At 70.2% G+C, this 23,114-nt stretch carries 28 protein-coding genes; 16 read left to right on the forward strand and 12 right to left on the reverse strand.

The window, feature by feature from the left end; all coding sequences use genetic code 11:
- Positions 1-50: 50 nt before the first annotated feature.
- Positions 51-605, reverse strand: coding sequence for a YceI family protein (locus GOARA_RS03815; RefSeq protein WP_007320974.1), 555 nt, complete (start codon positions 603-605; stop codon positions 51-53).
- Positions 606-834: 229 nt separating this feature from the next.
- Between GOARA_RS03815 and rplM the strand changes: the two genes are divergently transcribed.
- The 3 genes from rplM to glmM are packed head-to-tail and all read left to right on the forward strand — an operon-like array spanning position 835 to position 3,241.
- The gene (rplM, locus tag GOARA_RS03820) at positions 835-1,278 is read left to right on the forward strand and encodes a 50S ribosomal protein L13 (RefSeq protein WP_007320975.1); all 444 of its coding nucleotides are present in this window, start codon (positions 835-837) and stop codon (positions 1,276-1,278) included.
- Positions 1,275-1,814, forward strand: a complete 540-nt coding sequence (gene rpsI, locus GOARA_RS03825) for a 30S ribosomal protein S9 (RefSeq protein WP_007320976.1) — start codon at positions 1,275-1,277, stop codon at positions 1,812-1,814. The genes rplM and rpsI overlap by 4 nt, the downstream gene beginning before the upstream one ends.
- Before the next feature lie 20 nt (positions 1,815-1,834).
- Complete coding sequence (glmM, locus tag GOARA_RS03830; protein WP_050947149.1) at positions 1,835-3,241, forward strand: phosphoglucosamine mutase; 1,407 nt, start codon at positions 1,835-1,837, stop codon at positions 3,239-3,241.
- 48 nt (positions 3,242-3,289) lie between these two features.
- On the opposite strand, the gene GOARA_RS03835 is transcribed toward glmM, so the two are convergent.
- Positions 3,290-4,153, reverse strand: coding sequence for an acyl-[acyl-carrier-protein] thioesterase (locus GOARA_RS03835; protein WP_007320978.1), 864 nt, complete (start codon positions 4,151-4,153; stop codon positions 3,290-3,292).
- A 23-nt stretch (positions 4,154-4,176) separates the two neighbouring features.
- On the opposite strand from GOARA_RS03835, the gene GOARA_RS03840 reads away from it, so the two are divergent.
- Positions 4,177-4,707, forward strand: coding sequence for a hypothetical protein (locus GOARA_RS03840; protein WP_007320979.1), 531 nt, complete (start codon positions 4,177-4,179; stop codon positions 4,705-4,707).
- A gap of 3 nt (positions 4,708-4,710) precedes the next feature.
- Here GOARA_RS03840 and GOARA_RS03845 read toward each other — a convergent pair whose 3' ends face one another.
- Positions 4,711-5,589, reverse strand: a complete 879-nt coding sequence (locus GOARA_RS03845; protein ID WP_007320980.1) for an SDR family NAD(P)-dependent oxidoreductase — start codon at positions 5,587-5,589, stop codon at positions 4,711-4,713.
- Between the two features lie 128 nt (positions 5,590-5,717).
- Here GOARA_RS03845 and GOARA_RS03850 point away from each other — a divergent pair, with 128 nt between their 5' ends.
- The 12 genes from GOARA_RS03850 (at position 5,718) to tsaD (ending at position 16,181) form a co-directional block, all read left to right on the forward strand.
- Positions 5,718-5,999: a hypothetical protein gene (locus GOARA_RS03850; protein WP_138947519.1), complete on the forward strand. Its 282-nt coding sequence runs from the start codon at positions 5,718-5,720 to the stop codon at positions 5,997-5,999.
- On the forward strand, positions 5,996-6,445 hold the full coding sequence (locus tag GOARA_RS03855) for a hypothetical protein (protein WP_007320982.1): 450 nt from the start codon (positions 5,996-5,998) through the stop codon (positions 6,443-6,445). Before GOARA_RS03850 ends, GOARA_RS03855 begins: the two co-directional genes overlap by 4 nt.
- Complete coding sequence (locus tag GOARA_RS03860; protein ID WP_007320983.1) at positions 6,445-6,645, forward strand: hypothetical protein; 201 nt, start codon at positions 6,445-6,447, stop codon at positions 6,643-6,645. The genes GOARA_RS03855 and GOARA_RS03860 overlap by 1 nt, the downstream gene beginning before the upstream one ends.
- Positions 6,646-6,651: 6 nt before the next feature.
- Positions 6,652-7,602 carry a dienelactone hydrolase family protein gene (locus GOARA_RS03865; protein WP_007320984.1) on the forward strand — a complete coding sequence of 317 codons (951 nt, stop codon included), beginning with the start codon at positions 6,652-6,654 and terminating at the stop codon, positions 7,600-7,602.
- A gap of 15 nt (positions 7,603-7,617) precedes the next feature.
- The gene (glmS, locus tag GOARA_RS03870) at positions 7,618-9,480 is read left to right on the forward strand and encodes a glutamine--fructose-6-phosphate transaminase (isomerizing) (RefSeq protein ID WP_007320985.1); all 1,863 of its coding nucleotides are present in this window, start codon (positions 7,618-7,620) and stop codon (positions 9,478-9,480) included.
- An 88-nt stretch (positions 9,481-9,568) separates the two neighbouring features.
- The gene (locus GOARA_RS03875) at positions 9,569-11,149 is read left to right on the forward strand and encodes an NAD(P)H-hydrate dehydratase (protein WP_007320986.1); all 1,581 of its coding nucleotides are present in this window, start codon (positions 9,569-9,571) and stop codon (positions 11,147-11,149) included.
- A 38-nt stretch (positions 11,150-11,187) separates the two neighbouring features.
- Positions 11,188-12,333, forward strand: a complete 1,146-nt coding sequence (alr, locus tag GOARA_RS03880) for an alanine racemase (protein ID WP_007320987.1) — start codon at positions 11,188-11,190, stop codon at positions 12,331-12,333.
- Positions 12,330-13,511 (forward strand): alpha/beta fold hydrolase, encoded by a 1,182-nt coding sequence (locus tag GOARA_RS03885; RefSeq protein WP_007320988.1) that lies wholly within the window; start codon positions 12,330-12,332, stop codon positions 13,509-13,511. The genes alr and GOARA_RS03885 overlap by 4 nt, the downstream gene beginning before the upstream one ends.
- Positions 13,502-13,969: a tRNA (adenosine(37)-N6)-threonylcarbamoyltransferase complex ATPase subunit type 1 TsaE gene (gene tsaE / locus GOARA_RS03890; protein ID WP_007320989.1), complete on the forward strand. Its 468-nt coding sequence runs from the start codon at positions 13,502-13,504 to the stop codon at positions 13,967-13,969. Before GOARA_RS03885 ends, tsaE begins: the two co-directional genes overlap by 10 nt.
- Positions 13,962-14,648 carry a tRNA (adenosine(37)-N6)-threonylcarbamoyltransferase complex dimerization subunit type 1 TsaB gene (gene tsaB, locus GOARA_RS03895; protein WP_007320990.1) on the forward strand — a complete coding sequence of 229 codons (687 nt, stop codon included), beginning with the start codon at positions 13,962-13,964 and terminating at the stop codon, positions 14,646-14,648. Before tsaE ends, tsaB begins: the two co-directional genes overlap by 8 nt.
- Positions 14,645-15,136: a ribosomal protein S18-alanine N-acetyltransferase gene (gene rimI / locus GOARA_RS03900; protein ID WP_007320991.1), complete on the forward strand. Its 492-nt coding sequence runs from the start codon at positions 14,645-14,647 to the stop codon at positions 15,134-15,136. The genes tsaB and rimI overlap by 4 nt, the downstream gene beginning before the upstream one ends.
- Positions 15,137-15,140: 4 nt before the next feature.
- Positions 15,141-16,181, forward strand: a complete 1,041-nt coding sequence (gene tsaD, locus GOARA_RS03905) for a tRNA (adenosine(37)-N6)-threonylcarbamoyltransferase complex transferase subunit TsaD (protein ID WP_040521681.1) — start codon at positions 15,141-15,143, stop codon at positions 16,179-16,181.
- A gap of 185 nt (positions 16,182-16,366) precedes the next feature.
- Here tsaD and GOARA_RS03910 read toward each other — a convergent pair whose 3' ends face one another.
- The 9 genes from GOARA_RS03910 to GOARA_RS03950 all read right to left on the reverse strand — a co-directional run.
- On the reverse strand, positions 16,367-16,765 hold the full coding sequence (locus GOARA_RS03910) for a hypothetical protein (RefSeq protein ID WP_007320993.1): 399 nt from the start codon (positions 16,763-16,765) through the stop codon (positions 16,367-16,369).
- Between the two features lie 193 nt (positions 16,766-16,958).
- Complete coding sequence (locus GOARA_RS03915; protein ID WP_007320994.1) at positions 16,959-18,536, reverse strand: polyamine aminopropyltransferase; 1,578 nt, start codon at positions 18,534-18,536, stop codon at positions 16,959-16,961.
- Positions 18,537-18,543: 7 nt separating this feature from the next.
- Positions 18,544-18,966 (reverse strand): DUF350 domain-containing protein, encoded by a 423-nt coding sequence (locus tag GOARA_RS03920; RefSeq protein WP_007320995.1) that lies wholly within the window; start codon positions 18,964-18,966, stop codon positions 18,544-18,546.
- A 22-nt stretch (positions 18,967-18,988) separates the two neighbouring features.
- Positions 18,989-19,585 carry a DUF4247 domain-containing protein gene (locus GOARA_RS03925; protein WP_040521632.1) on the reverse strand — a complete coding sequence of 199 codons (597 nt, stop codon included), beginning with the start codon at positions 19,583-19,585 and terminating at the stop codon, positions 18,989-18,991.
- Positions 19,582-20,097: a DUF2617 family protein gene (locus GOARA_RS20090; RefSeq protein WP_007320997.1), complete on the reverse strand. Its 516-nt coding sequence runs from the start codon at positions 20,095-20,097 to the stop codon at positions 19,582-19,584. Before GOARA_RS20090 ends, GOARA_RS03925 begins: the two co-directional genes overlap by 4 nt.
- Complete coding sequence (locus GOARA_RS03935) at positions 20,094-20,732, reverse strand: DUF4178 domain-containing protein (protein WP_040521634.1); 639 nt, start codon at positions 20,730-20,732, stop codon at positions 20,094-20,096. Before GOARA_RS03935 ends, GOARA_RS20090 begins: the two co-directional genes overlap by 4 nt.
- 181 nt (positions 20,733-20,913) lie before the next feature.
- Positions 20,914-21,690, reverse strand: a complete 777-nt coding sequence (locus GOARA_RS03940; protein ID WP_007320999.1) for an SDR family oxidoreductase — start codon at positions 21,688-21,690, stop codon at positions 20,914-20,916.
- Entirely contained in the window at positions 21,683-22,324 is a 642-nt protein-coding gene (locus GOARA_RS03945) for an isochorismatase family protein (protein ID WP_007321000.1), read from the reverse strand. The genes GOARA_RS03940 and GOARA_RS03945 overlap by 8 nt, the downstream gene beginning before the upstream one ends.
- A 22-nt stretch (positions 22,325-22,346) precedes the next feature.
- A partial coding sequence (locus tag GOARA_RS03950) for an ABC transporter substrate-binding protein (protein ID WP_007321001.1) occupies positions 22,347-23,114 on the reverse strand: 768 nt, incomplete at its 5' end.

Below are 23,114 nucleotides of genomic sequence, written 5' to 3' on the forward strand. Positions count from 1 at the left end.
GTGGGCGGAAATGTGGGCACGGTGGGCGGAAATGTGGGCACGGTCGGCGATTACGGGCGCGGGAGAGTAGCCCGGAAGTCCAGCTCGACCTCGTCGGCGACCTTCAGCGCACCCATCGCCAGCGAATACGGCTTGAGGCCGACGGCTTTGTGGCTGACCGTCGTGTGAGCGCTCACATCCCAGGCGGTAGCGGTCTCGGCCACCTCGACGTCGACGCTGTGCGGGACGGAGGTGCCCGCGATGGTGAGATCGCCGGCGACCCGGTAGCCGCCGTCGGTCGGCGAGACGGAACTGCCGACGAAAACGATCTCGGGAGCCTTCGACGCCTTCAGCGACTTCACCGCGTTGGACCGCGCCATCGCGCGCTCGGCGCCGCTCATCGGCGTCACACCGCCCTCGCCGCTGCGCACCTCCAGCGAATCGACGACGACGCGCAGCGAAACCCGCTGCGGCACCCGGTCGTCGTCGACGGTGACGGTGCCCGTCCAGTCGGTGAACCCGATCGTCAACCGGTGCCCGGTCTTGGCGGCGGGACCGGTCTTGTCAGTCTTGAGGACCAGTTCGCCGTCGGCCGCCCCGAGGGTCCACTGTCGCTGTGCGCTCATGTTCGCCGAGCCTAACGGCGCCGCGACGGCGGCGTCGGCCGTTCTGACCGCCGTCGCCGTTTTGACCCTGCTCAGGGCCCTCCCGTAAGCTAGTCCGCTGGTGCTTCGGCATCGTCGTGCGCCCAGCGCGTGCGTCGATAACCGGAGTCCTCGGGTCCCAACTGGTCGCCGAGGCACACTCCGCCGCCGCGCCCGACCAGCAGCAACGACAAAGAGTTGAGGATCAACCGTGTCTACCTACACCCCGAAGGCGGGTGACGTCACGCGCACGTGGCACGTCATCGACGCCACCGACGTGGTGCTCGGCCGCCTCGCTGTGCAGAGCGCGACGCTCCTGCGCGGCAAGCACAAGCCGACCTACGCCCCGCACATCGACGGCGGCGATTTCGTCATCGTCGTCAACGCCGACAAGGTCGCCATCACCGGCAACAAGGCCACCGGCAAGATCAAGTACCGCCACTCGGGGCACCCCGGTGGCCTCAAGTCGCAGTCGATCGGCGACATGCTGGCAACCAAGCCGGAGCGCGTCGTCGAGCAGGCCATCAAGGGCATGCTGCCCAAGACCAAGCTCGGTCGGGCCATGGGCTCCAAGCTCAAGGTCTACGCCGGCCCCAACCATCCGCACGCGGCCCAGAGCCCCGTCCCCTTCGAGATCAAGCAGGTGGCCCAGTGAGCGACGAGAACGTGACTGAAGAGAACATCGAGGTCGACGCCGTGGACACCGACGACGCCGACGCCGTGGAGATCGCCAGCGACGACTACACCACCGAGTCCGAGGCCCCAGCCGCCTCGCCGGTGGAGCGCGCTCCGGTCGTCCTCGACCACCCGATCCAGACCGTCGGCCGCCGCAAGGAGGCCGTCGTGCGCGTGCGCCTGGTGCCCGGCACCGGCCAGTTCCACCTCAACGGTGGTCGCGACCTGGAGACCTATTTCCCGAACAAGGTGCACCAGCAGCTCGTCAAGTCGCCGCTGGTGACCGTCGACCGCACCGAGTCGTTCGACATCTACGCCCGCCTGGGCGGCGGCGGCCCCTCCGGTCAGGCCGGTGCCCTGCGCCTGGCCATCGCGCGTGCGCTGATCGAGGTCAGCCCTGAGGACCGTCCGGCCCTGAAGAAGGCCGGCTTCCTCACGCGTGACCCGCGTGCCGTCGAGCGCAAGAAGTACGGCCTGAAGAAGGCCCGCAAGGCCTCGCAGTACAGCAAGCGCTGAACCGCGTGTCCGACTCCGATCTGCAGGAGGGATTCGGCCCGCTCGCTGGCGCTCCCAGCGCCGGGGCGAAGCCTCGCCTGTTCGGAACCGACGGCGTCCGCGGCCGGGCCAACGCCGAGCTCACCGCAGAGCTCGCGTTGCGCCTGGCCGCGGCCACCGCGGAAGTCTTGGGTCCGCAGGGATCCGAATCCGGTGCGTCCGCACCCCGCCCGACCGCCGTCGTCGGCCGCGATCCGCGCGCCTCGGGTGAATTCCTGGAGGCCGCGGTCTGCGCCGGCCTCGCCGCGCACGGCGTCGACGCGATCCGGGTCGGCGTTGTGCCGACGCCCGCGGTCGCGTTTCTGACCGCGGACTACGACGCTACCTTCGGCGTCATGATCTCCGCGTCGCACAACCCCATGCCGGACAACGGCATCAAAATCTTCGGCGCCGGCGGGCACAAGCTCGACGACGCCCTGGAGAACCGGATCGAAGCGGCGATGGAAACCGTCGAGCAGATGCGGCGGCCGACCGGATCGAGCATCGGCCGCCTCATCGACGCTCCCGACGCCGCGCAGCGCTACCTCGACCACCTCGCCGCGCAGCTGTCCACCGACCTTTCCGGTTTGACCGTCGTCGTCGACTGCGCACACGGCGCGGCATCGCACCTGGGGCCGGAGGCGTATCGGGCCGCCGGCGCTACGGTCATTCCGATTTTCGCCGCCCCCGACGGTCTCAACATCAACGACGGGTGCGGTTCGACGCACATGGGCAAACTGCAGGCCGCGGTCGCCGAACACGGCGCCGATCTCGGTCTGGCGCACGACGGGGACGCGGACCGCTGCTTGGCCGTCGACGCGAAGGGCGACCTCGTTGACGGCGACATGATCATGGCGATCCTGGCCACCGCGATGGCCGACCGCGGCGGTCTCGCCGACAACGTCCTCGTCGCCACGGTGATGAGCAACCTCGGCCTGCATCTGGCGATGGAGAAGGCGGGCATCGAACTGCGGACCACCGCAGTCGGCGACCGTTACGTGCTCGAAGAGCTGCGCAGCGGCGGCTACTCGCTGGGCGGCGAGCAGTCCGGCCATATCGTGATCCCCGGCGCGGGAACGACAGGCGACGGCATCCTCACCGGCCTGTTGCTGATGGAACGGATCGCCGCCACGCGGGAATCGCTCGCCGAACTCGCGTCGATCATGACCGTGTTGCCGCAGGAGCTGATCAACGTCCGCGTCTCCGACAAGCACTCCGTCGCACAGGCCACCGCGGTGCGCGACGCCGTCAAGACCGCCGAGGCCGAACTCGCCGGCGAGGGGCGCGTGCTCCTGCGCCCGTCGGGCACCGAGCAGTTGGTGCGCGTGATGGTCGAGGCGCCCACCGCAGACGCCGCACACGGCATCGCGGCCCGCATCGCCGACGTGGTCGCCGCGGCCGGTCGCTGACCTGCCGCTACTGGGCGGCTGGCGCGACGGGGCACCGCGGACCGCGGGTCAGGGCACCCGCGGGATCGTAGCGGCGAGAGCCGCCGCGTTGCGGTCTCCGGCCATCAGCCAGGCCGACAGCGTGTCGCCCTCGCGCCGCGCGAGCAGCCGCGGTTCGTCGGCAGGCACGAGCGGCGAGTTGTATTCGATGATTCCCCGCAAGGGCATCCGGTCGCGGAGGTCCGCATGTCGGCTGAGTGCCTCTTCGAGTGCCGACCAGTACACGGCGTTGTTCACGTGTTCCATCATGTCGAGGTCGGAGGCCCGCAGCGTGAAGGGAATGACTTCGGCGTCGGCGTGGGGCTCCGGATCCAGCAGGGCTTTCCAGCGCAGCGGCCCTGGCTCGGCCCTCGCGCCGAAGATCTCGACGAACCGGTCGTCGAGGCGCGAAGGGGTCGCGGTCTCCGCGTTGAAGTTGACCCAGAAGGCCTCGGTCTCGATCCTGGTCCCGGCGTCGCCGTCGAGGTCGACGCGCACGTTGCACCACCGCGATCCCATCTTGGATCCCCACCGGTGCATCGCGATCTGTTCCGGCCATCCACCGGCGCCGTGCATGTCGATGACCGTGCGCCGCGCAACCCAGTGCGGATGGATATCGGTGTAGTCGAGCGCGTCGAGATGGTCCTGGCCGGCGTCTTGCAGATAGCGGGCGACGGCGTCGAACTTCACCCGTCCGTTCGGGCGGACCGCGTCGATCCGCACCGTCCGGTGCAGCTTGGACATCGTGCCTGCCGCGATCAGCGGCTCGACCGGTTCTGGCCTGACCTGCAGTGGATCTCCGATCATCGGATCAGTGAACCACACCGGCGCATCGATGGTTTCGCGGCGGTTGCGATTGGGACTCAACGCGCTATCGGCGCTGGTAGAGGCCATCTCCGGACAATACTGTTACCCGTGTGACTGGTGTGACTAAACGACGCAAGGGTTCGGCACTGACCCGGACCGCGGTTGCCGCTGCCGTGGTGCTCGGCGTCGGCGTTGCCGGTGTGACGGTGGCCGGCGTCGTCGGTTCCGACCGTCGGCCCGCTCTCGCCGCGCATTCGGCATCGACCGTCTTCGACCCGCTGTCGCTGATCCCGACGCCGGCGGATCGTCCCGCAACCAAGAAGCCGGGGAAGAAGTCGAAGAGCAAACCCAAGGCGAAGCGACCGGGTCAGCGCAACAACGCCCGCCCACGGCGCAACGCGACGCCGGGCGTCGGGCGCGTGTGCGGCCGCGCGCAGGCCAACCGCATCCGCACGGCGCAGGGCCGCACGACGGTCTGCACGCACATGGGGTCGGGCCGCTACCGCTGGGTTCGCGTCACCGGCGTCGACCCGCAGGTGCGCAAGCCGGGAGGCAAATGCACCGGGCAGTACACGACGGCGCGCGGGCCGCGGGGCAAGGCCATGGTGTGCGCTCGCGGCCGCTGGACGGCTCGCTTCTGACCCTCAGATCGATCCGCGCGCGAGGATTCCGTCGGACCATGACGCGGAGATCGCGGTGATCCCGCGCAGCGCCTTCGCATAACGCGGCATGATCTCCAGCGGGCGGTGCTTGGCGGCGTGCACGATCCACTCACCCGCCGCCTCCGAGGACAGCGCGGGTGCCTTCGCGTACTCGGTGGTCGGGGCGATCATCGGGGTCGCGACGAGAGGGAAGCACACGTTGGTCACTTTCACGCCGGTGTCGGTGAGCTCGGCGGCGAGACTCCGGCCGAACGTCGCCAATGCGGCCTTCGACGCGCCGTAGGCGGCGAACTTCGGCATCGCCCCGTTCGTCACGCCCCAGGTGCAAACGTTGATGAAGTGACCGCTGTCGCGGCGCAGGAATTCGTCGAGCACGCCGAGCGTCAGTCCGACCGGGCCGAAGTAGTTGATCGCCATCGTGCGCTGGAAGTCGTGCAGGCGCTGGGTCGAATCGGCCACCGTGCGGCGGATCGAGCGTCCGGCGTTGTTCACCACGATGTCGGGGGTGCCGTAGCGGGTGAGCACGGCGTCGAGCACGTCGCCGACGCCTTTCTCCGTCGAGAGGTCGCCGCTGACCGTGTACGCGGTGCCGCCGCCAGTGGTGATCTGCTGCGCCACCCGGTCGAGTTCGGCGACCCCGCGGGCGACGAGGATGACGGTCGCGCCCTCGGCGGCGAGCTGCTGTGCGGCTTCTTCGCCGATTCCCGACGAGGCGCCGGTCACCAGAACGGTCTTGCCGGACAGGGTGACCGGCGCGATCGCGTCGGTCACGTCGTGCAGGGTGATTGCGCGCTGCAAGGCGGTGCGGGTCGCGAACTGCCGGGAACCGCGCGCCAGCGAGGAAAGGATCTTGTTGGCCACACATCGAGGCTAGTGCCCTCGAGGAACCGGCCGCGCACCGGAGGGAACCGTTCGGCGCCGCGCTGCGTCTAAGGGATATGGGGTCCGGGGGAAACGCGACACGGCTGGAATCGGTTCGGCTCGACTCGATGGAGTCCGCGCGTCTGGCGGTGGACTGTCATCGCGTCGCCGATTCGATCGACGAGCACGTCGCGCTGCTGCGCTCGGGCGCGTACGGGAGCGTGCGCACGCAAGGATCAACGACGGGCTACCACCGGGCCGTCGAGTCGGTCGCGTCCCGGCTGGCACAGCGCGCGACGGAGCTGCGCGCGGCGGCACGCGGGCTGACGGCGCGGTCCGGTGAGATCGCCGAGGCCGACGACGCGGCGGCCCAACGGATCGTTCGGCTCGACCGCGGACGGTGGCGATGACGGTCGCGGCGCGCGTCGCCGGCGTCGACCTGTCCGGGCTGGAGGTCGACGTCGGAGTGCTGCGCACCGCGCACACCGGTCTCGGCGAGCGATGGGCGGATGCCGTCGGCCTGACTGCGCGGGCGCAGGACCTGGGTCTGCGTGACGAGCCGACGGGCATCGCGGCCGAGCTGCCGGAGCGTCTGCGCGCCGACCTCGACGCCCTCGGTCACATCCTGGAGGCGGCCGAAGCCGCGTTGGACGGTCTGACGGCAGTGTGCGGCAAGCTCGCCGCCGCGCTCGGTGACGCGATCGACGACATCGCCGATGTCTTCGACGAGCGCGAGGGTGCGGTCGTCGCCGATCCGGTCGATCCCGCGGTCGACGCTGCTCGTGCCGGGGCGGCGCGGATAGATGCGGCACTCGGCAAGCTCGACGGGGAGCTGGTCCTGATCGGCGGCCGGTGATGACCGATATCGACGTCGCCGCGCACATCCGGGTAGTGGTCGCCGAGACTGTGGCGGAGATCGACGCCGTGGAACGAGTCGGACGAACGCACACCGTCGAGGCGATGACCGGCGTCCCGGAATCGCCGGCGGGCGTCGAGAATCAGGTAGCGGGCTCGTCTTCGCGGCGCCTGCTGCATCCCGCGGCCTGGTGGGCCTAAGCTCGGATGGTGTTTGGCAGCAAGAAGAAACCCGCCCCGCCGCCCGACGAGCTGATGACGCGGCTCAGTCGTCGCGGACCCTACAAGGTGCTGCGCGGCGACCTCGGATTCGTCGGCGTGCCCGGTCAGCTCTTCACGCCGGCAGCGGGCGCCGGTCTGCCGCTGGTGGCCTTCGGCCACTCCTGGATGGCCGACAGCGGACGCTACCGAGATCTGCTGTTCCACTTGGCCAGCCACGGCATCGTCGCCGCCGCGCCCGACGTCGAGTGCGGGCTGACGCCGTCCGACGTCGAGCTGGCCGCCGGGCTGCGCACCGCGGTCGCCAACCTGCCGAAGGTGCGCCTCGGTCTCGACGAGTCGATCACCGTCGACCCGCGGCGATGCGCTGTGGCGGGCCACGGCTTCGGTGCCTCGGCCGCGGTGCTCGCACTGGGACCCGACGTGCTGGCCGGCACCGAGCCGATCGGCGTCGAGAGTCTCGCGGCGATCTTCCCGAAGCCGTCGACACCGACGGCCTTCGCGGCCGCCGACGCGGTGCGCGTACCCGCGATGGTCGTGGCGGCCGGGTCGGAACTCGACACGGTCGATGCGAACCCGTTGCCGCTCGCCCGCGCCCTGGCCGGTCCGGTGGTGCTGCGCTCGGTCCCCGGCGCGACCGAACGGGGATTGCTGCAGCGACGGTCGTTGCGCTCGCTGGTCGGCATCAACGGTGCCGACAAGACGACCCACTCGGCGGTCCGCGCGCTGTTGACCGGATTTCTGATCGCGACCGCCGACGGCGACGACGAGTACGCGGCGTTCACCGATCCCGAAGCGACGCTGGGAGCGGTGCTCGCCGTCGACCCCGACGAACCGGACGCCGACGACCGCGACCACATCGAGAAGCTGTTCGGCGGCGCGCCGAGCGCTGGCCGGACCGGTGCTCTTTCGTCGATTCGGGCGCTGCGCGGCGGCTAGGTACGCTTTATAGCTATGTGTGGAATTGTCGGGTACGTGGGCCAGCGTCAGGCGCTGCCGATCGTCGTTGACGCCCTGCGTCGGATGGAATACCGCGGATACGACTCCGCGGGCGTCGCCGTCCTCGACGGCCACGGCGGCCTCGTCGTGGAGAAGAAGGCCGGTCGCCTGGAGAACCTCGACAAGCAGATCGCCCTGGTCGGGGCCGACACGCTGACCGGGACGACCGGGATGGGCCACACCCGTTGGGCCACCCATGGCAAGCCCACCGACCGCAACGCGCACCCGCACGTCTCCACCGACGGCAAGGTCGCGGTCGTCCACAACGGCATCATCGAGAATTACGCACCGCTGCGCGCGGAACTCGAGGCCACGGGTGTCGAATTCGCCTCTGACACCGACACCGAGACCGCCGTCCACCTCGTGCAGCGCGCCTACGATTCGGGGCCGACCGCCGGTGATTTCGTCGCCAGCGCCTACGCGGTGCTGCGCCGCCTCGACGGTGCCTTCACCCTGGTGTTCACCCACGCGGACCACCCGGACCAGATCGTCGCGGCACGCCGTTCCACCCCGCTCGTCGTCGGCGTCGGCGACGGCGAGATGTTCGTCGGTTCCGACGTCACCGCGTTCATCGAGCACACTCGCGACGCCGTAGAACTCGGGCAGGACGAGGTCGTGGTCATCACTGCGACCTCGTACGAGATCACCGACTTCGACGGCAATCCGCGCACCGGCAAACCGTTCCACATCGACTGGGACCTCGCCGCCGCCGAGAAGGGCGGTTACGACTACTTCATGCTCAAGGAGATCGCCGAGCAGCCAGACGCGCTGACGAACACCCTCCTGGGCCACTTGCGCGACGGCCACATCGTGCTCGACGAGCAACGCATCTCCGACGACGACCTGCGCGACGTCACCAAGGTCTTCGTCGTCGCGTGCGGCACGGCCTACCACGCCGGATTGCTCTCCAAGTACGCCATCGAGCACTGGACCCGGCTGCCGGTCGAGGTCGAATTGGCCAGCGAGTTCCGCTACCGCGACCCGGTGCTCGACCGGTCGACGCTCGTCGTTGCGATCTCCCAGTCCGGCGAGACGGCCGACACGCTGGAAGCGGTGCGGCACGCCAAGGACCAGAATGCCAAGGTACTGGCGATCTGCAACACCAACGGCGCGCAGATCCCGCGCGAATCCGACGCGGTGCTCTACACGCACGCCGGCCCCGAGATCGGCGTGGCGTCCACGAAGTGCTTCCTCGCCCAGATCGTCGCCGCCTACCTGGTCGGTCTTGCCCTGGCGCAGGCACGCGGCACCAAGTTCACCGACGAGGTGACCCGCGAGTTCGACGAGATGACGGCGGCGGCAGCCGCGGTCGAGGAGGTGCTCGCCTCGATGGATCCGGTCCGCGAGCTGGCGCGCCAGCTGGCCGACCGCGACACGGTGCTGTTCCTGGGGCGCCACGTCGGCTACCCGGTGGCGCTGGAGGGGGCGCTCAAGCTCAAGGAGCTCGCCTACATCCACGCCGAGGGTTTCGCCGCCGGCGAGCTCAAGCACGGCCCGATCGCGCTCATCGAGGCCGGGTTGCCGGTCTTCGTTGTCATGCCGTCGCGCGAAGGCCGCGCCGTGCTGCACTCGAAGATGGTCAGCAACATTCGCGAGATCCAGGCGCGCGGCGCCGAGACGATCGTGATCGCCGAAGCTGAGGACGATGCCGCGCGCGCGGTGGCCGACCACTTCATCCCGATCCCGCGCACGTCGACGCTGCTTCAGCCCCTGGTCTCGACCATTCCGTTGCAGGTGTTCGCCGCCACTGTCGCCGACGAGCGCGGCTACGACGTCGACAAGCCGCGCAACCTCGCGAAGTCGGTCACCGTCGAATAGTCGGGAGAATATCGTCGTCGCAGGCGCGGCCGGTGGCCGATATGTCCACGACGGCCCGCCCGCACGACGAATTTGTACGGAGGACGCGGTGCGATATCCGACAGTGGATCAGATCAGGTCGGCTGAGCAATCCACCGGGCTGCTCGACAACGGCGTCCTCATGGGCCGGGCCGCGCACGGACTGGCGTCGGCCATCCTCAACGACCTCCGCGCGAGCGGCGGCGTGTACGGCCGCCGCGCCGGGCTGATCGTGGGCTCCGGCGACAACGGCGGTGATGCGCTGTACGCGGGCGCGATCCTCGCGCGCCGAGGCGTAGCCGTCTCCGCCCTGCTTCTCGCCCCCGAACGGGCGCACCACGGCGGACTCGCCGCCTTCCGCGCGGCCCGCGGGCGGGTCGTCCGGGGATTCGAGACGACGTCTGGGCCGCTGGACGTGGTCGTCGACGGCGTGGTCGGGATCGGCGGCAACGGGCCGCTGCGCCCGGACGCCGCCTCCGCGTTCGCGGCCGCCGCCGCGGACTCACCGGATGCGCGAGTCGTCGCCGTCGACCTGCCCTCGGGCGTGGACGCCGACACCGGGGTCGTCCACGACCCGGCGGTGCGCGCCGACCTCACCGTGACGTTCGGCGTGCCGCGGCGCGCCCACGTCCTCGCGGCGCCGCAGTGCGGGCGGATCGTCGTCGTCGACATCGGCCTGGACGAGGTGCCCGACGATGCGGGCGTCACGACGCTGGCATCCCTCTCCGACGCCGAGGTGGGGGCGAGGTGGCCGATCCCGGGGCCGACGGACGACAAGTACCGGCAGGGCGTCGTCGGGATAGTTGCGGGATCGGCGGCCTATCCGGGAGCCGCACTGCTGTGCACCGGCGCGGCGGTGGCCGCCACCTCGGGAATGACCAGGTACGCGGGCCCCGCGGCGTCGGCCGTCGTCGCCCGGTATCCGGAAGTCGTCGTCGCCGACGAGCCCGGTCCAGTCGCCGGGAGCGGAGCGAGCGGGACGGATGTGGCAGTCGCCGGGAGCGGAGCGAGCGGGACGGATGTGGCAGTCGCCGGGAGCGCAGCGAGCGGGCCGGCGGTAACCGTCGCGGGCAAGGTGCAGGCGTGGGTCGTCGGACCTGGCTTCGGTACCGGCGAGGCGGCGTTGGCCCGGTTGCGCACCGTGCTGGCGGCCGATGTCCCGGTTCTCGTCGACGCCGATGGAATCACGCTGCTCGCCCGGCACCGCGATCTGCTCGCCGCGCGCAGCGCGCCGACGTTGCTCACCCCGCATGCCGGTGAGTTCGCCCGGCTGACCGGTGAACCGCTGGCAGCCGACCGCGTGGGGGCCGTGGCGGCGTGTGCCGCGGATCTCGGGGCGACCGTGCTGCTGAAAGGCCGGGCGACGCTGATCGCTTCGCCGCCCGGCGACGTCGACGGGGGAGCTGTGCTGGTCAACGAGGCCGGATCCTCGTGGGCCGCGACCGCCGGTTCGGGCGACGCGTTGTCCGGGATCGTCGGGGCGCTGTTGGCGACGGGACTGCGCCCGGCTCTCGCGGCGGCCATGGGAGCCCGCGCGCACAGTGTCGCCGCACACATCGCGGCTGGCTCGCCCGGCGCCCCGATCGGGGCGTCCGCACTGGTCACGGCCATATCGGATGCGATCCGTTTGCTGCGGTCGAAGGCCGGGTGACGCGTCCGGGGGCGCGGGTCTGAGACAATATCTGTTCGATGCACACTTCAACCGGCTCCACCGCCATGGGCACCGCGACCGTCGATCTGCGGGCCATCGCGCACAACCTCCGCGTCCTGAGCGACGTCGCGGGGGCGGGGGTGCTCGCCGTGGTCAAGGCCGACGGCTACGGCCACGGTGCGCTGCCGGTCGCGCGGACTCTCGTCGACGCCGGTGCCGTCGGATTGGGAGTCGCCCACATCACCGAGGCGCTGGCCCTGCGCGAAGGCGGGATCGACGCTCCGATCACGTCCTGGCTGCACGCGCCCGACACCGACTTCGAGGCGGGGATCGCCGCCGACGTCGACATCGCGGTTTCTTCGACCCGCCAACTGGCGGCGGTCGTCGACGCGGCAGGGCGACGGGGAGAGACCGCGACGCTGACGGTCAAGGTGGACACCGGGATGAACCGCAGCGGGGTGGCGCGAGACGAATGGTCGGATTTCGTCGACGCGTTCGCCCGCGCCCGCGCCGCCGGCGCGGTACGGCTGCGCGGCGTGATGGCGCATCTCGCCTGCGGTGACGAGCCGGCCAACCCGGTCAACGATGCGCAGGCCGCGGCGCTCACCGCGGCGGTGGCCGATTTGCGGAAGACCGGGGCAATCGCCGAACTCGTTCACCTGGCCAACTCGCCCGCCGCACTGACCCGTCCCGACCTGGCCTTCGACGCGGTCCGCCCCGGAATCGCCGTCTACGGCCTCAACCCGGTGCCGCAGCACAGCGACGCCGATCTGATTCCCGCCATGACGCTGCGTACCCGCGTATCGCTGGTCAAGAAGGTGGCCGCCGGGGAGGGGGTCTCCTACGGGCACACCTTCGTCGCACCCGTCGACACGGTCGTCGCGGTCATTCCCGTCGGCTACGCCGACGGCGTGCCGCGTGCCCTGTCCGGGCGGCTGCGGGTCCGGATCGACGGCCGCGACTTCCCCGGTATCGGGCGCATCTGCATGGACCAGTTCGTCGTCGACCTCGGACCCGACGGCGGCGGCGTCGGCGAGGGGGACGAGGTGACGGTGTTCGGCACCGGCATCGACGGCGGCCCGACGGCCCGCGAGTGGGCGGACCTGACCGACACGATCGACTACGAGATCGTCACGGGGATCGGCCCGCGCATCGCCCGGCGCTACCTCGGAGGCCTGCCATGAACGCGCTGCGTCGCCCGCGGCGGTCGGGGAATCCGATCACGAAGTCGAGTGCCGGTGTCTCGGTGCTCGGCAACCTGGCCGCGACCGGCGTCGCCCGGCAGGTGACACAGGCGCGGGCCGGCCTCACCGACCCGTACGCCGACGTTCACTTCGACTCCCTCTACCGCGAGGAGGAGCACACTGTCGCCGCCGACGACGGGGTCCGGCTCGCGGCGCGCGTCGTCCACGGCGACGACGACCCCGACCTGACCGTCGTCTTCGTCCACGGGTTCTCCCTGCGGATGAGTTCCTGGTATTTCCAGCGGACCGCGTTGGCCACGGCCTGGGGCGAGAAGACGAGACTGGTCTTCTTCGACCACCGGGGCCACGGCCGCAGCGAGCCGGCATCGCCGGAGACCATGACGATGTCGCAGCTCGGCGACGACGTCGCCGCGGTGATTCGCGCCCTGGCGCCGACCAGTCCGGTCGTGATCGTCGGGCATTCAATGGGCGGCATGGCGACGATGGCGCTGGCGCGCAGACAACCGGAGCTGTTCGGCCCGGGCGGGCGCGTGATCGGCGTCGGTCTGGTCGCCAGCGCCGCGCGCGGGATCACCGAGGCGGGCGTCGGCGAGGCCCTGCAGAATCCGGCGGTGAAGGCGTTCCGCCTGGCGGTGCGCCACGCGCCCTGGTTCATTCAGGCGGGTCGCACGCGCGCCCGCCGCGCCCTCGAACCGGTACTGCTCGCGGCGAGCTTCGGCCCGGATTTCTACAGTCCCTCGGCGGCGCGCGCGGTGGAGCGGATGATCCGTCAGACGCCGCTGACGACGATCGTCCACTTCCTGGCGGCGCTGGAGGAGCATGACGAGATGTCGGGTCTGCCGGTTCTGTCGCGCGTGCCGACGGTCGTCGTCTGCGGCGACGAGGACTGTATGACCCCCTACCCGAATTCGTACGCCATGTACGGCGTGCTGGGGGACAACTGCCGTCTGACGATCGTGCAGGGCGCGGGACACATGGTGCAGATGGAGCGCCCGAACGAGGTGGACGAGGTCCTCGACGAACTCGTCACGCGGGCGCGCGCCGAACTGTCAGCCCGCCGAAAGTCGCCGAGGCGAACGAGCGAACCGGCACGCGCCGAGTCGCCGAGGCCGGTCGAGACCGAACAGTCCCGGCGCTGGTGGGCCCGATGGCGGTGACCCCGGGCGTCTCGGGCAGTGCGACGCTGCCCGAGACCGCCGATACCGAGGCGTTCGGCCGCGACGTCGCGGCGGCTCTCGATGCCGGCGATCTGGTGATCCTCGACGGTCCGCTCGGCGCAGGTAAGACGGCGCTCGCCCGTGGGATCGGCGCGGGACTCGGTGTCGTCGGGCGCGTCACGTCGCCGACCTTCGTCATCGCACGTGCTCATCGTCCAGGCGAGTCGGGGCGTCCCGGCATGGTCCACGTCGACGCGTACCGCCTCGGCGAGGGCGCCGACATCCTCGACGAGCTCGACGCGCTGGACCTCGATACCGATCTCACCGACTCGGTGGTCGTGGTGGAGTGGGGCGCCGGTGTCGCCGAGCGGCTCGCCGGGCGGTATCTGCTCGTGCGGCTGTCCCGCGAACCGGAGGGCGACGAGCGCACGGTGGAATGGCGGTGGGTCGGTGAGTGAGCGACGGGTGCTGGTGATCGACACCGCGACGGCGGCCGTGGTCACCGGACTAGCCACGGTGGGCGCCGCGGATGTCGTCGGGATCTGCTCACGAGTCATCGCCGACGAACGCCGGCACGCCGAAACCCTGACCACCCTGATGAAGGAGTGCCTGGACGAAGCGGGGTGGAGCGGATCCGATCTGGACGCGGTCGTCGTCGGGTGCGGACCGGGGCCGTTCACCGGGCTCCGCGTCGGCATGGCCACCGCCGCCGCCTACGGCGACGCACTGGGAATCCCCGTCTACGGGGTCTGCACCCTCGACGCGCTCGCCGCCACGGTGCTGTGGGAACGGGCGGCGAAATCCATCCTGGTGGTCACCGATGCGCGGCGTCGCGAGGTGTACTGGGCGCGCTACGTCGACGGAACCCGCGTGGACGGTCCGGGTGTCGCGGCTCCGGCCGCGCTGGTCGGGGAGCTCGCCGACGAACGGGTCGACTGGGTGGCCGGTGTCCCCGCGCTGCTTCCCGACGACCGGTGGCCGGGTGCCCAGGCGACCCTCGACGTCGTCGGACTGGCCGTCGTCGCGGCGGATGCCGTGCGGTCCGGTGCCGCGCCCGAACCCCTGGTCCCGCTGTATCTGCGTCGACCCGACGCGGTCGAGTTGGCCGATCAGAAGAAGAAGCGGGCAGGCGCGTGACCGTCATCGACGAGCTGAAGGGTGCCGATATCGCCCGGTGCGCTGAGCTGGAGCAGCAGATGTTCGCCGGTGATTCCCCGTGGCCGGCCGCGGCGTTCCGCGCCGAGTTGAATGCCCCGTACAACCGCTACTTTGCGGCACGCGACACGCTCGGCGCCCTGCCGATCGGCTACGCGGGCGTCTCGATCCTCGGTGCTGCCGGGGATCACGAGTGCGAGATCCACACCATCGCGGTGAGCCCGACGCACCGGGGGCGCGGGATAGGGCGGGCGCTGCTCGACCGGATGCTGGAGGTCGCCGACGCCCGCGACGCGCCGGTGTTCCTGGAGGTGCGGGTGGACAACGAGGCGGCGATCGGGCTGTATGAGAGCGTCGGTTTCGTCAAGTCGGGTCTGCGCAAGGGCTACTACCAGCCGTCGGGCGCGGATGCGTACACGATGATCCGTCCCGCACCCAGTGGAAAGATGCCGGAGAACCCCGATGAGTGACCGCTTGATCGTGATGGGGATCGAGAGCTCCTGCGACGAGACCGGCGTCGGGATCGTCGAATGGGCTCCGGGCTCGTCCGACGGACCGGTCCGCCTGCTGGCCGACGAGGTCGCGTCGTCGGTCGCCGAGCACGCCCGCTACGGCGGCGTCGTGCCCGAGGTCGCGTCGCGCGCTCATCTCGAGGCGATGGTTCCGACGATGCGTCGGGCGCTCGCCGCCGCCGGTGTGGAGAAGCCCGACGCGATCGCGGTGACGATCGGACCCGGTTTGGCCGGGGCGCTCCTCGTCGGCGTCGCGGCGGCGAAGGCGTATGCGCTGGCCTGGGATGTGCCGCTGTACGCCGTCAATCACCTCGGCGGACACGTGGCCGTCGACACCCTCGAGCACGGGCCGATGCCGCCGTGCATCGCGCTGCTGGTGTCCGGCGGGCACACGCACCTGCTGCGCGTCACCGACCTCGGGCAGCCGATCGAAGAACTCGGCACCACCGTCGACGACGCCGCGGGGGAGGCCTTCGACAAGGTCGCGCGACTGCTGGGCCTCGGCTATCCGGGAGGACCGCTGATCGACGCGCTCGCCGCGGACGGCGATCCGAGTGCGATCGCGTTTCCGCGGGGTATGACCGGCCCCCGTGACGCGCGCTACGACTTCTCGTTCAGCGGCCTCAAGACCGCCGTCGCGCGGTATGTCGAAGGGTGTGAGCGGCGCGGCGAACCCGTGCCGACGGCCGACGTCGCCGCCTCCTTCCAGGAAGCGGTCGCCGACGTGCTCACCATGAAGGCGCTGCGGGCGTGTGCGGACTTCGACACCACGACGCTGGTGCTCGGCGGCGGTGCGACGGCGAATTCGCGCATCCGGTCGCTGGCGCAGGAGCGTTGCGACGCCGCCGGGATCACGCTGCGCGTGCCCAAGCCGAGATTGTGCACCGACAACGGGGTGATGATCGCCACGCTCGGCGCACACGTCATCGCCGGTGGGGCAGCCCCGTCGCCGCTCACCGTGGCGACTGATCCGGGGATGTCGGTACAGGTCAGCGCATACTGACTGACTGCCTGACTGACTGACATCCCGCCGACCGTGCCCAGTTTTCCGCCGACCGTGCCCAGTTTTCCGCCGACCGTGCCCGGATTTCCGCCGACCGTGCCCGGATTCCCGCCGAGCGTGCCCAGATTCCCGTCGACCGTGCCCGGATTTCCGCCGATCGTGCCCGGTTTTCCGCCGGCCGTGCTCTAGCGACGAACCGGCCGGCGATAGATCACCGCTCCGAACAGCGACGCCTGGACGACCTCGTCGGCGATGTAGCTGTCGATGTCGAGCGGCGAGGCTTCGGGCGCGGCCGACCGGAACTCCCGCAACTCCGACGCCAGGGTCGCCAGGGTGAGTTCGAAAGTCTCGCCGCCCAGATCGCGTGCGACCGCTCGACGCTCGCCGTCCCATTCCACGATCTGGGCCCAGTGGCGTATCCCGCAGCCTTCGACGGCTTCGATCAGGATGCGGTGGACGAAGGACGAGTCGTCGATCTGGTCAGCATCGTTTCGTCGGATCGCTTCGACGGCTTGTCGGTAGGCCACGCCGTGCTCCTGCGCGTACGCCCGCGCCGCTCGCTTCTCGGCCGAATTCCTGGTCATGGTGCCAACTCCCGCGACCGCCCGCATCCGGTCGCCGGATGAAGGGTCAACGACGAACAGCTTGCCTCGATCGCAGATCCGGCGAACCTTGCCCTCAATCGTCGGGCGGACACGATGCGGGCGTGTCCAACCGACTCGGGTGGCTGTGCGTGCAGCGACTGCCGATCACCCTATCCGGTGCCGGGCGCCGCCGTCAGTATTGCTTCCACTCGCCTTGGGCGTAGCGCAGGATGCGCGGGTCCATCAGCGTCGACGGCGGCATATCCAGCGGTGGCCGGTCGCGCGGGAAGATCTGGGCGGCGCGCAGCTCGTCGTCGCTGAGGAATCGTGGCTCGGTCGGCGGGTTCATGCGCAGAACGGGCTGGTCGCGGGCGGCGAGGAAGTACCCCCAGTCGCCGAACGACGGGACGTCGACGTGGTAGGGCAGGGTGCGCAAACCCGCCGAGCCGAGAGTGGCGCCGACGCACCAGTACGACCGTGGCGCGAAGTACGGCGACCCCGCCTGGACCGAGATGACGCCCCCGTCGCGCAGATGCGCGGCGACCATGGCGTAGAACTCGGTCGAGTACAGCTTGGCCGTCGGGGTCTCGTCCGGATCCGGCATGTCGATGATGATCGCGTCGAACTTCTCGTCGTTGGTCCGCAGCCAGGTGAACGCGTCGGCGGCGACGACCGTCGCGCGCGGATCGTTCATCGATCCTCGGTTGAGCCGGGTCAGTCGCGGGTCGGTGCGGGCGAGGTCGATCATCGCCGGATCGAGGTCGACGAGGGTGATCGACTCGGTCGGATAGGCGAGCACCTCGCGCAGCGCGAGGCCGTCGCCCGCGCCGAGGATCAGCACCCGTTTCGGGTGCGCGGCCATCGCCGGGTGGACGAGCGCCTCGTGGTACCGGTACTCGTCGGCCGAGGAGAATTGCAGATCACCGTTGAGGAACAGGCGCACGTCGTCGCCGTCGGGCGTCGACCGCGATGTCAGCACGATGTCCTGGTACTGCGACTGCTTCGACAGCACGATCGGGTCGCGGTAAAGCGCCTGGCGAGCGGTCACCTCGAAAGTCGTCGAATAGGCGAAAGCCGCGACCAGGATCGCGATTACCGCTGCGGCACCCGCGCCGACGGCCCACGCTCCGCGTCGGGAGAGGTCGCGCCGGAACAGCAGGAAGACCAGTAGGAGTCCGGCGACCGCGTTCACCAGTCCGACGACGAGCGCGCCGCGCAACTGTCCGAAGGCCGGCAGGAGCAGGAAGGGAAAGGCCAGACCGCCCAGGAGCGCGCCGATGTAGTCGGCGGCGAACAGATCCGCGACGGCAGAACCGGCATCCTGGCGGCGAATGCGCTGCAACAGCACCATCAGCAGGGGAATCTCCGCGCCGATCAGCAAGCCGAGGACGAACGCGACGACGACGAGCGCCTCGGTGTACATCGACAGGTACGCGAAGGCCGCGTAGAGGCCCATCACCGACAACCCGCCGAGAAGCGCGAGGGTCAGCTCGACGACCGCGAACCAGACGACGGGACGGTGCTGGAGCGGCTTGGCGGCAAGCGAGCCGATACCCATCGCGAACACCATCACCGCGAGGACGATCGAGGCTTGTGTAGCCGTGTTGCCGATCAGGTAGGAGCCGAGCGAGACGAGCGCCAGTTCGTACACCAGGCCGCAGGCGGCGCAGACGAAGACGACGGCGAGCAGGGCGGCCCGGGCGGCTCGTCGTCGCGGAGTGACGCGGGTGGTCGTGGCCGGCGCAGTGTCAGCACCGGCGTCGGGGGTCACCGCGGCGTCAGAGGATGGCCGCGGCGACGATCGCCGCGACGGCGACGTGCAGCACCGCGTGGACGCGGATGGCCGGATGAGGCTCGTCGTCCATGATCGCGTCGCCGAGCCGGCCGGGCGTCACCAGCGTTGCGAAGCCGAACGTCACCGCCATGAAGACGATGCCCAACGCCGTGTAAGCGGCCGTGTAGAGCAGGCCGCGGACGAGCCCGCCCTCGCTGGCGACGATCGCCGCGACGACGATGATCGCGACGCCGGCGAGATTCGACGCGACCAGAGTGGCCGCGTTGCGGTTGCGGTCGACCCACACCTGCGTGCGGAGGTGCCCGGGCGTGAGGGCGTCGACGACGATGAAGCCGACGGCCATCGCAGCGATGCCGACCGCGGAGTAGGCGCCGGCGGCGATGAGGTTCTCGAGGAATTTCGTCACGGAGTGTTCCTTCGGTTGATGGTTATTTGCCGAAGCCGCTACCGCCGCCGCGGTAGCCGCTGCCGCGGCCGGAATAGTTGGGTGTCGGCACCCAGAAGCCGCCGACGTAGCTGTGGTAGTGGTTGTAGCCGCTTCGGTAGTCGGAGCTGAGCATGACCCGGGTCTGGTTGGCGCCGTAGGGGAACAGGCCGACGAGGTAGTCGGGGTATTGCAGGAACCGTGCTCCGTCGACGTTGCCGACCGCGTTGGCCCCGGCCCGGTTGTCGGTCGGGCGTTGCGCCGACGAGATGTCTTTGGCCACCGCGTTCACGTCGCCGTCAGCGACGTACGCGACGATCGAGGACCCGTCGTCGAGGGCGGCGTTGCGTGCGTAGGTCGTCTGGATGTACTTGCGCGCGTCGCCGTTGTTGTCGACCGCGCACGTTGCCATGAGCGTGATCACCGTGACGGCCGTGATGATCCCGATGATCACATTCCGGACGAGTCGGAGCTTCGATGCCGCGTCGCGACGACGCCCGTCGTCGGAGAATCCGCGGGGCGACCCGAATCCTCCCGGCGGTGGAGGTGGGGGAGGCGGCGGCCCGCCCGGTGGCGGACCGTTGGGAGGCGGTGTCGTCATGCGAGCCGCCCGGACAGTGCGCTCTCGGTGTACACGACCTCACTCGACTGCGGGTACGTGTGCCAGGTCTGCCATCGCAAGGCGTCGGAGGCGACGTCGTACCCGGCTCGGATCGCGGTCACGGCCAACGGCCGGCCCGGGTACGACCCGATCAGATGCAGGGAATCCGCTGCGTCCGCGGGGGTTCGCAGCCGGTCGACGAGTTCGCTGAGCGACTCGTCGTCGTGGACAGACACCTCAGCGCGGAAGGCGTAATCGTCGCGGACCCACGTCGACGGGAGGTGCGGCCGATCTCCGGGCAGGCAGGCGAGGGTTTCGCGCAGCAAGCCGCTGGCCCGACGGTCGACGGTCAGCTGGTGGCTCGCGCCCAGCAGGCGGAGTTCCACGTCGAAGGGACCGAGGCGCCCGCGCCGGGTGGCGAGTGCGGGCTGCTCGTCGGCGTCGAGGGTCAGCGTCAGATCGGCTGCCCGAGTGTCGACGAAGCTGCCCTCCAGTTCGAACAGTGCCGTCACTGCGGTCCCTCGGGTGCCGGGTTCGACGGGTAGATGCGGTATTCGCTGCGGGCGAGCACCTCGCCGCGGGAGGCTTCCCAGCCGGACCCGAAATCCTCGAACGAGAGCCGGATGCTGCCTGCTTCGTAATCGTGGTAGCGCATCGATCCGCTGGTCGCGACGCCGGTGGTGCCCGCGGAGGTGAACGTCGCGGAGCCGTCTTCGTCGTAGCTGAAACGATGCCCGTCGAGTTCGAGGGTGGCCGGTCCAGGGGTGAGTGTCACGCCGTCGAGCTCGTTCCACATCACGACCTCGAGGTCGGGGTCGTCCTCGACCGAGATCCACGCACGCCGGCCGGTCCCGGTATCGAGGTGGGCCTCGATCCAGTTGTAGCCGTCCTGGGTGAACCGGATGACGCCGCGCACGGCGAACGTCGCGCCGCGGATGTCGACGAGGTCGGACGGTTTGAGCTGGCGCGGGTCGCCGAACACGGCATCGTCGTCGGCGCTGGAGAACGGGTCGCCCGGTCGGTACGTGCGATTGCGCAGCGCTTCGGCTTCGGCCTTGCGCGCCGCGTTGGCCGCCAGCACGTTGAAGACGACGGCGACGGCGATGATCAGCAGGAGGGCGATGATGATGATGACGGCGTACTTCACGTCTGCCACGCTACCAATTCGGACATCGGTCGGGTCGTCCGATCGGCTCCGCGGGCGCGGCCGGGCACGGTGGGCGGGAATGTGGGCACGGTCGGCGGGAATCTGGGCACGGTGGGCGGGAATGTGGGCACGGTGGGCGGGAATGTGGGCACGGTCGGCGAGATTGTGGGCACGGTCGGCGTCACTGGTCGAGCGTCGCGCCCCCGTCGACCCGGAGGTCGTGCAGCGTGATGTGGCGCGCGGCGTCGGAGGCGAGGAAGACCGCGGAGGCCGCGATGTCCTGCGGCTGAGCCAGGCGGCCCAGCGGAATGCCGAGCCGGAACTGCTCGGGACTGCCCGCGATCACGGCTGCGGCACTCTCGTCGGCGGGCGCGGAGTCGGGCCACATGCCGCGCAGCATGGCCGTGTCGGTCGACCCGGGCGAGATGACGTTGCACCGAACCCGGCGCGCGGCGAGTTCGAGCCCGGCACTGCGGACCAGGCTCGTCACGCCGGCTTTGGTCGCCCCGTACGCGCCGAGCCCGAGGCGGGGCGTCGCACCCGAGTTCGACGAGACGACGGTGATCGATCCGTCCGTCGCGACGACGTCGGCCGCCGCGCGCAACAGCGCCATCGTCGCGGTCAGGTTGACCGCGACCAGCCGGTCCCACTCGTCGTCGACGATCTCGCCGATCGGCCCCTGGGCCAGGACCGCCGCCGTGTGGACCACCGTCGTCAGCGGCCCGCCCACGAGATCGGGCGCGGTGGCGACGAGATCGGCGACCGCGGCCCGGTCGGTCAGGTCGACGACCGAGCCGGACGCGTCGAGGTCGCGGGCGAGATCGGTGACCGCGGGATCGATATCGCTCAACAGGACTCGCGCCCCGGCCGCGACGAACGCGCGCGCGACCGCCGATCCGATGCCGCCGGCGGCGCCGGTGATCAGGGCGCGCTTTCCAGAGAGGGTTTGCTCAGCCATCGGATTTGATTGCGCGCAGCGCGTCGTCGGTCGACACCGCCATGCCGCAGGTGGTGTTCACGTAATCGATGGCCCCGCTGTGGAACGCGGCGTTGAAGTCGGCAACGCCGTCGGTGACGAAGAAGGCCTGAACGTCGTGCATGAAGGCGTCGGCAGCCGTGAGCAGGCACCCGATGTGCGCGTAGATGCCGGTGATGAGCAACTGGTCGCGGCCGTCGTGGGCCAGCAGCGAGCGCAAGTCGGTGCGGGAGAACGCCGAGTAGCGCCACTTGACGACGGTGATGTCCCCGGGCCGTGCGCTGAGCTCCTCGATGACCTGCGCTTCCTCGTCGGTCCGGATGCCGGGGCCCCACCGGTCGGTGAGCAGACCGCGGCGCGACGGATGCTGCCGGGGCGGCTGCGCGGTCAGGATGACCGGCATTCCCGCGGCGTCGGCGGCATCGCGCAACGCGACGATGTTCGGGACGACCGACGCCAACGGCTCGGAGTCGGGTTCGTAGACGTCGACGAAATAGTTCTGCATGTCGTGGACGAGGAGCGCCGCTCGATCGGGGTCGACCTTCCAATCGAGCTGCGGAGTGCTCCGCGGCGCCAGGTCGCCCAGCGCGTAAGGAGCTATCGGGGGGATGGACATTGGTCTCCGATCGAAACGCCGGCTATAAGAAAGCCGCTGAGATATCGGCGAGGATCGCCTCGACACCGAGGGGGCCGGTGCCGCTGGTCCACGGCGTGCCGTCGACCGGGAAGACGTGCCCGGCTTCGACGGCGCGCAGTGCGCTGAACCCGGGTCTGGTGCGGGCGGCGGTGAGTTCGCCGCGCGCCTGCGTTACCCCGCCGAGGACGCCGAAGAAGATGTAGTCCGCATCGATCAGATCGAGGTTCTCCATGCTGACCTTCTGCCCGGCGCGATTCGCCGAGTCGATCTTCTCCTGCGCCTCGGGCCGCTTCATCCCGACCCGGTTGAGCACCCAGGTCGAGAGCGAGTTGCCGCCGACGATGGTCGGGCCGTCCGACGACCAGCGCACGACGCTCGCGGTGATCGGTTTGGGCCCGGGCTCGGCGGCCACCTTCCGGGTGGTGTCGTCGAGCTTGCGGTCGATATCCGCGATGACCTGCCTGTGCTGTTCGGGACGGTTCAGAACGTCGGCCATGGCGGCGAAGTACTTCTCCCAGCCGCCCGTGTAGCGCGCCACCAACACGGTCGGGGCGATCTTGGCCAGGTCGTCGAGGCTGTTGCGCGAACCCGTCGTGTCGTCGACGACGATCAGGTCGGGCTTGAGCTTCAGGATCTGGCCGAGGTTCGGCGAGCGGGTCGACGCGACGACCGGGATGCTCTTCGCGCCCTCGCTGGGCAGCAGGTAGCCCGGGATGCCCAGCTGCCCGCGTCCGGCCGTCGAGCCGATCGGGTGGACGCCCAGGGCGAG

Source organism: Gordonia araii NBRC 100433 (genome assembly GCF_000241265.1).
Lineage (GTDB): Bacteria > Actinomycetota > Actinomycetes > Mycobacteriales > Mycobacteriaceae > Gordonia > Gordonia araii.

Coding starts and splice junctions, on each gene's coding strand:
- GOARA_RS03910 (WP_007320993.1), bottom strand. CDS start 16,765: ATGACCAGGAATTCGGCCGAGAAGCGAGCGGCGCGGGCGTACGCGCAG.
- GOARA_RS03835 (WP_007320978.1), bottom strand. CDS start 4,153: ATGGCCTCTACCAGCGCCGATAGCGCGTTGAGTCCCAATCGCAACCGC.
- GOARA_RS03860 (WP_007320983.1), top strand. CDS start 6,445: ATGACCGATATCGACGTCGCCGCGCACATCCGGGTAGTGGTCGCCGAG.
- tsaE (WP_007320989.1), top strand. CDS start 13,502: ATGGCGGTGACCCCGGGCGTCTCGGGCAGTGCGACGCTGCCCGAGACC.
- GOARA_RS03885 (WP_007320988.1), top strand. CDS start 12,330: ATGAACGCGCTGCGTCGCCCGCGGCGGTCGGGGAATCCGATCACGAAG.
- GOARA_RS03850 (WP_138947519.1), top strand. CDS start 5,718: ATGGAGTCCGCGCGTCTGGCGGTGGACTGTCATCGCGTCGCCGATTCG.
- GOARA_RS03855 (WP_007320982.1), top strand. CDS start 5,996: ATGACGGTCGCGGCGCGCGTCGCCGGCGTCGACCTGTCCGGGCTGGAG.
- GOARA_RS03815 (WP_007320974.1), bottom strand. CDS start 605: ATGAGCGCACAGCGACAGTGGACCCTCGGGGCGGCCGACGGCGAACTG.
- GOARA_RS03940 (WP_007320999.1), bottom strand. CDS start 21,690: ATGGCTGAGCAAACCCTCTCTGGAAAGCGCGCCCTGATCACCGGCGCC.
- alr (WP_007320987.1), top strand. CDS start 11,188: ATGCACACTTCAACCGGCTCCACCGCCATGGGCACCGCGACCGTCGAT.
- GOARA_RS03945 (WP_007321000.1), bottom strand. CDS start 22,324: ATGTCCATCCCCCCGATAGCTCCTTACGCGCTGGGCGACCTGGCGCCG.
- glmS (WP_007320985.1), top strand. CDS start 7,618: ATGTGTGGAATTGTCGGGTACGTGGGCCAGCGTCAGGCGCTGCCGATC.
- GOARA_RS03925 (WP_040521632.1), bottom strand. CDS start 19,585: ATGACGACACCGCCTCCCAACGGTCCGCCACCGGGCGGGCCGCCGCCT.
- GOARA_RS03865 (WP_007320984.1), top strand. CDS start 6,652: ATGGTGTTTGGCAGCAAGAAGAAACCCGCCCCGCCGCCCGACGAGCTG.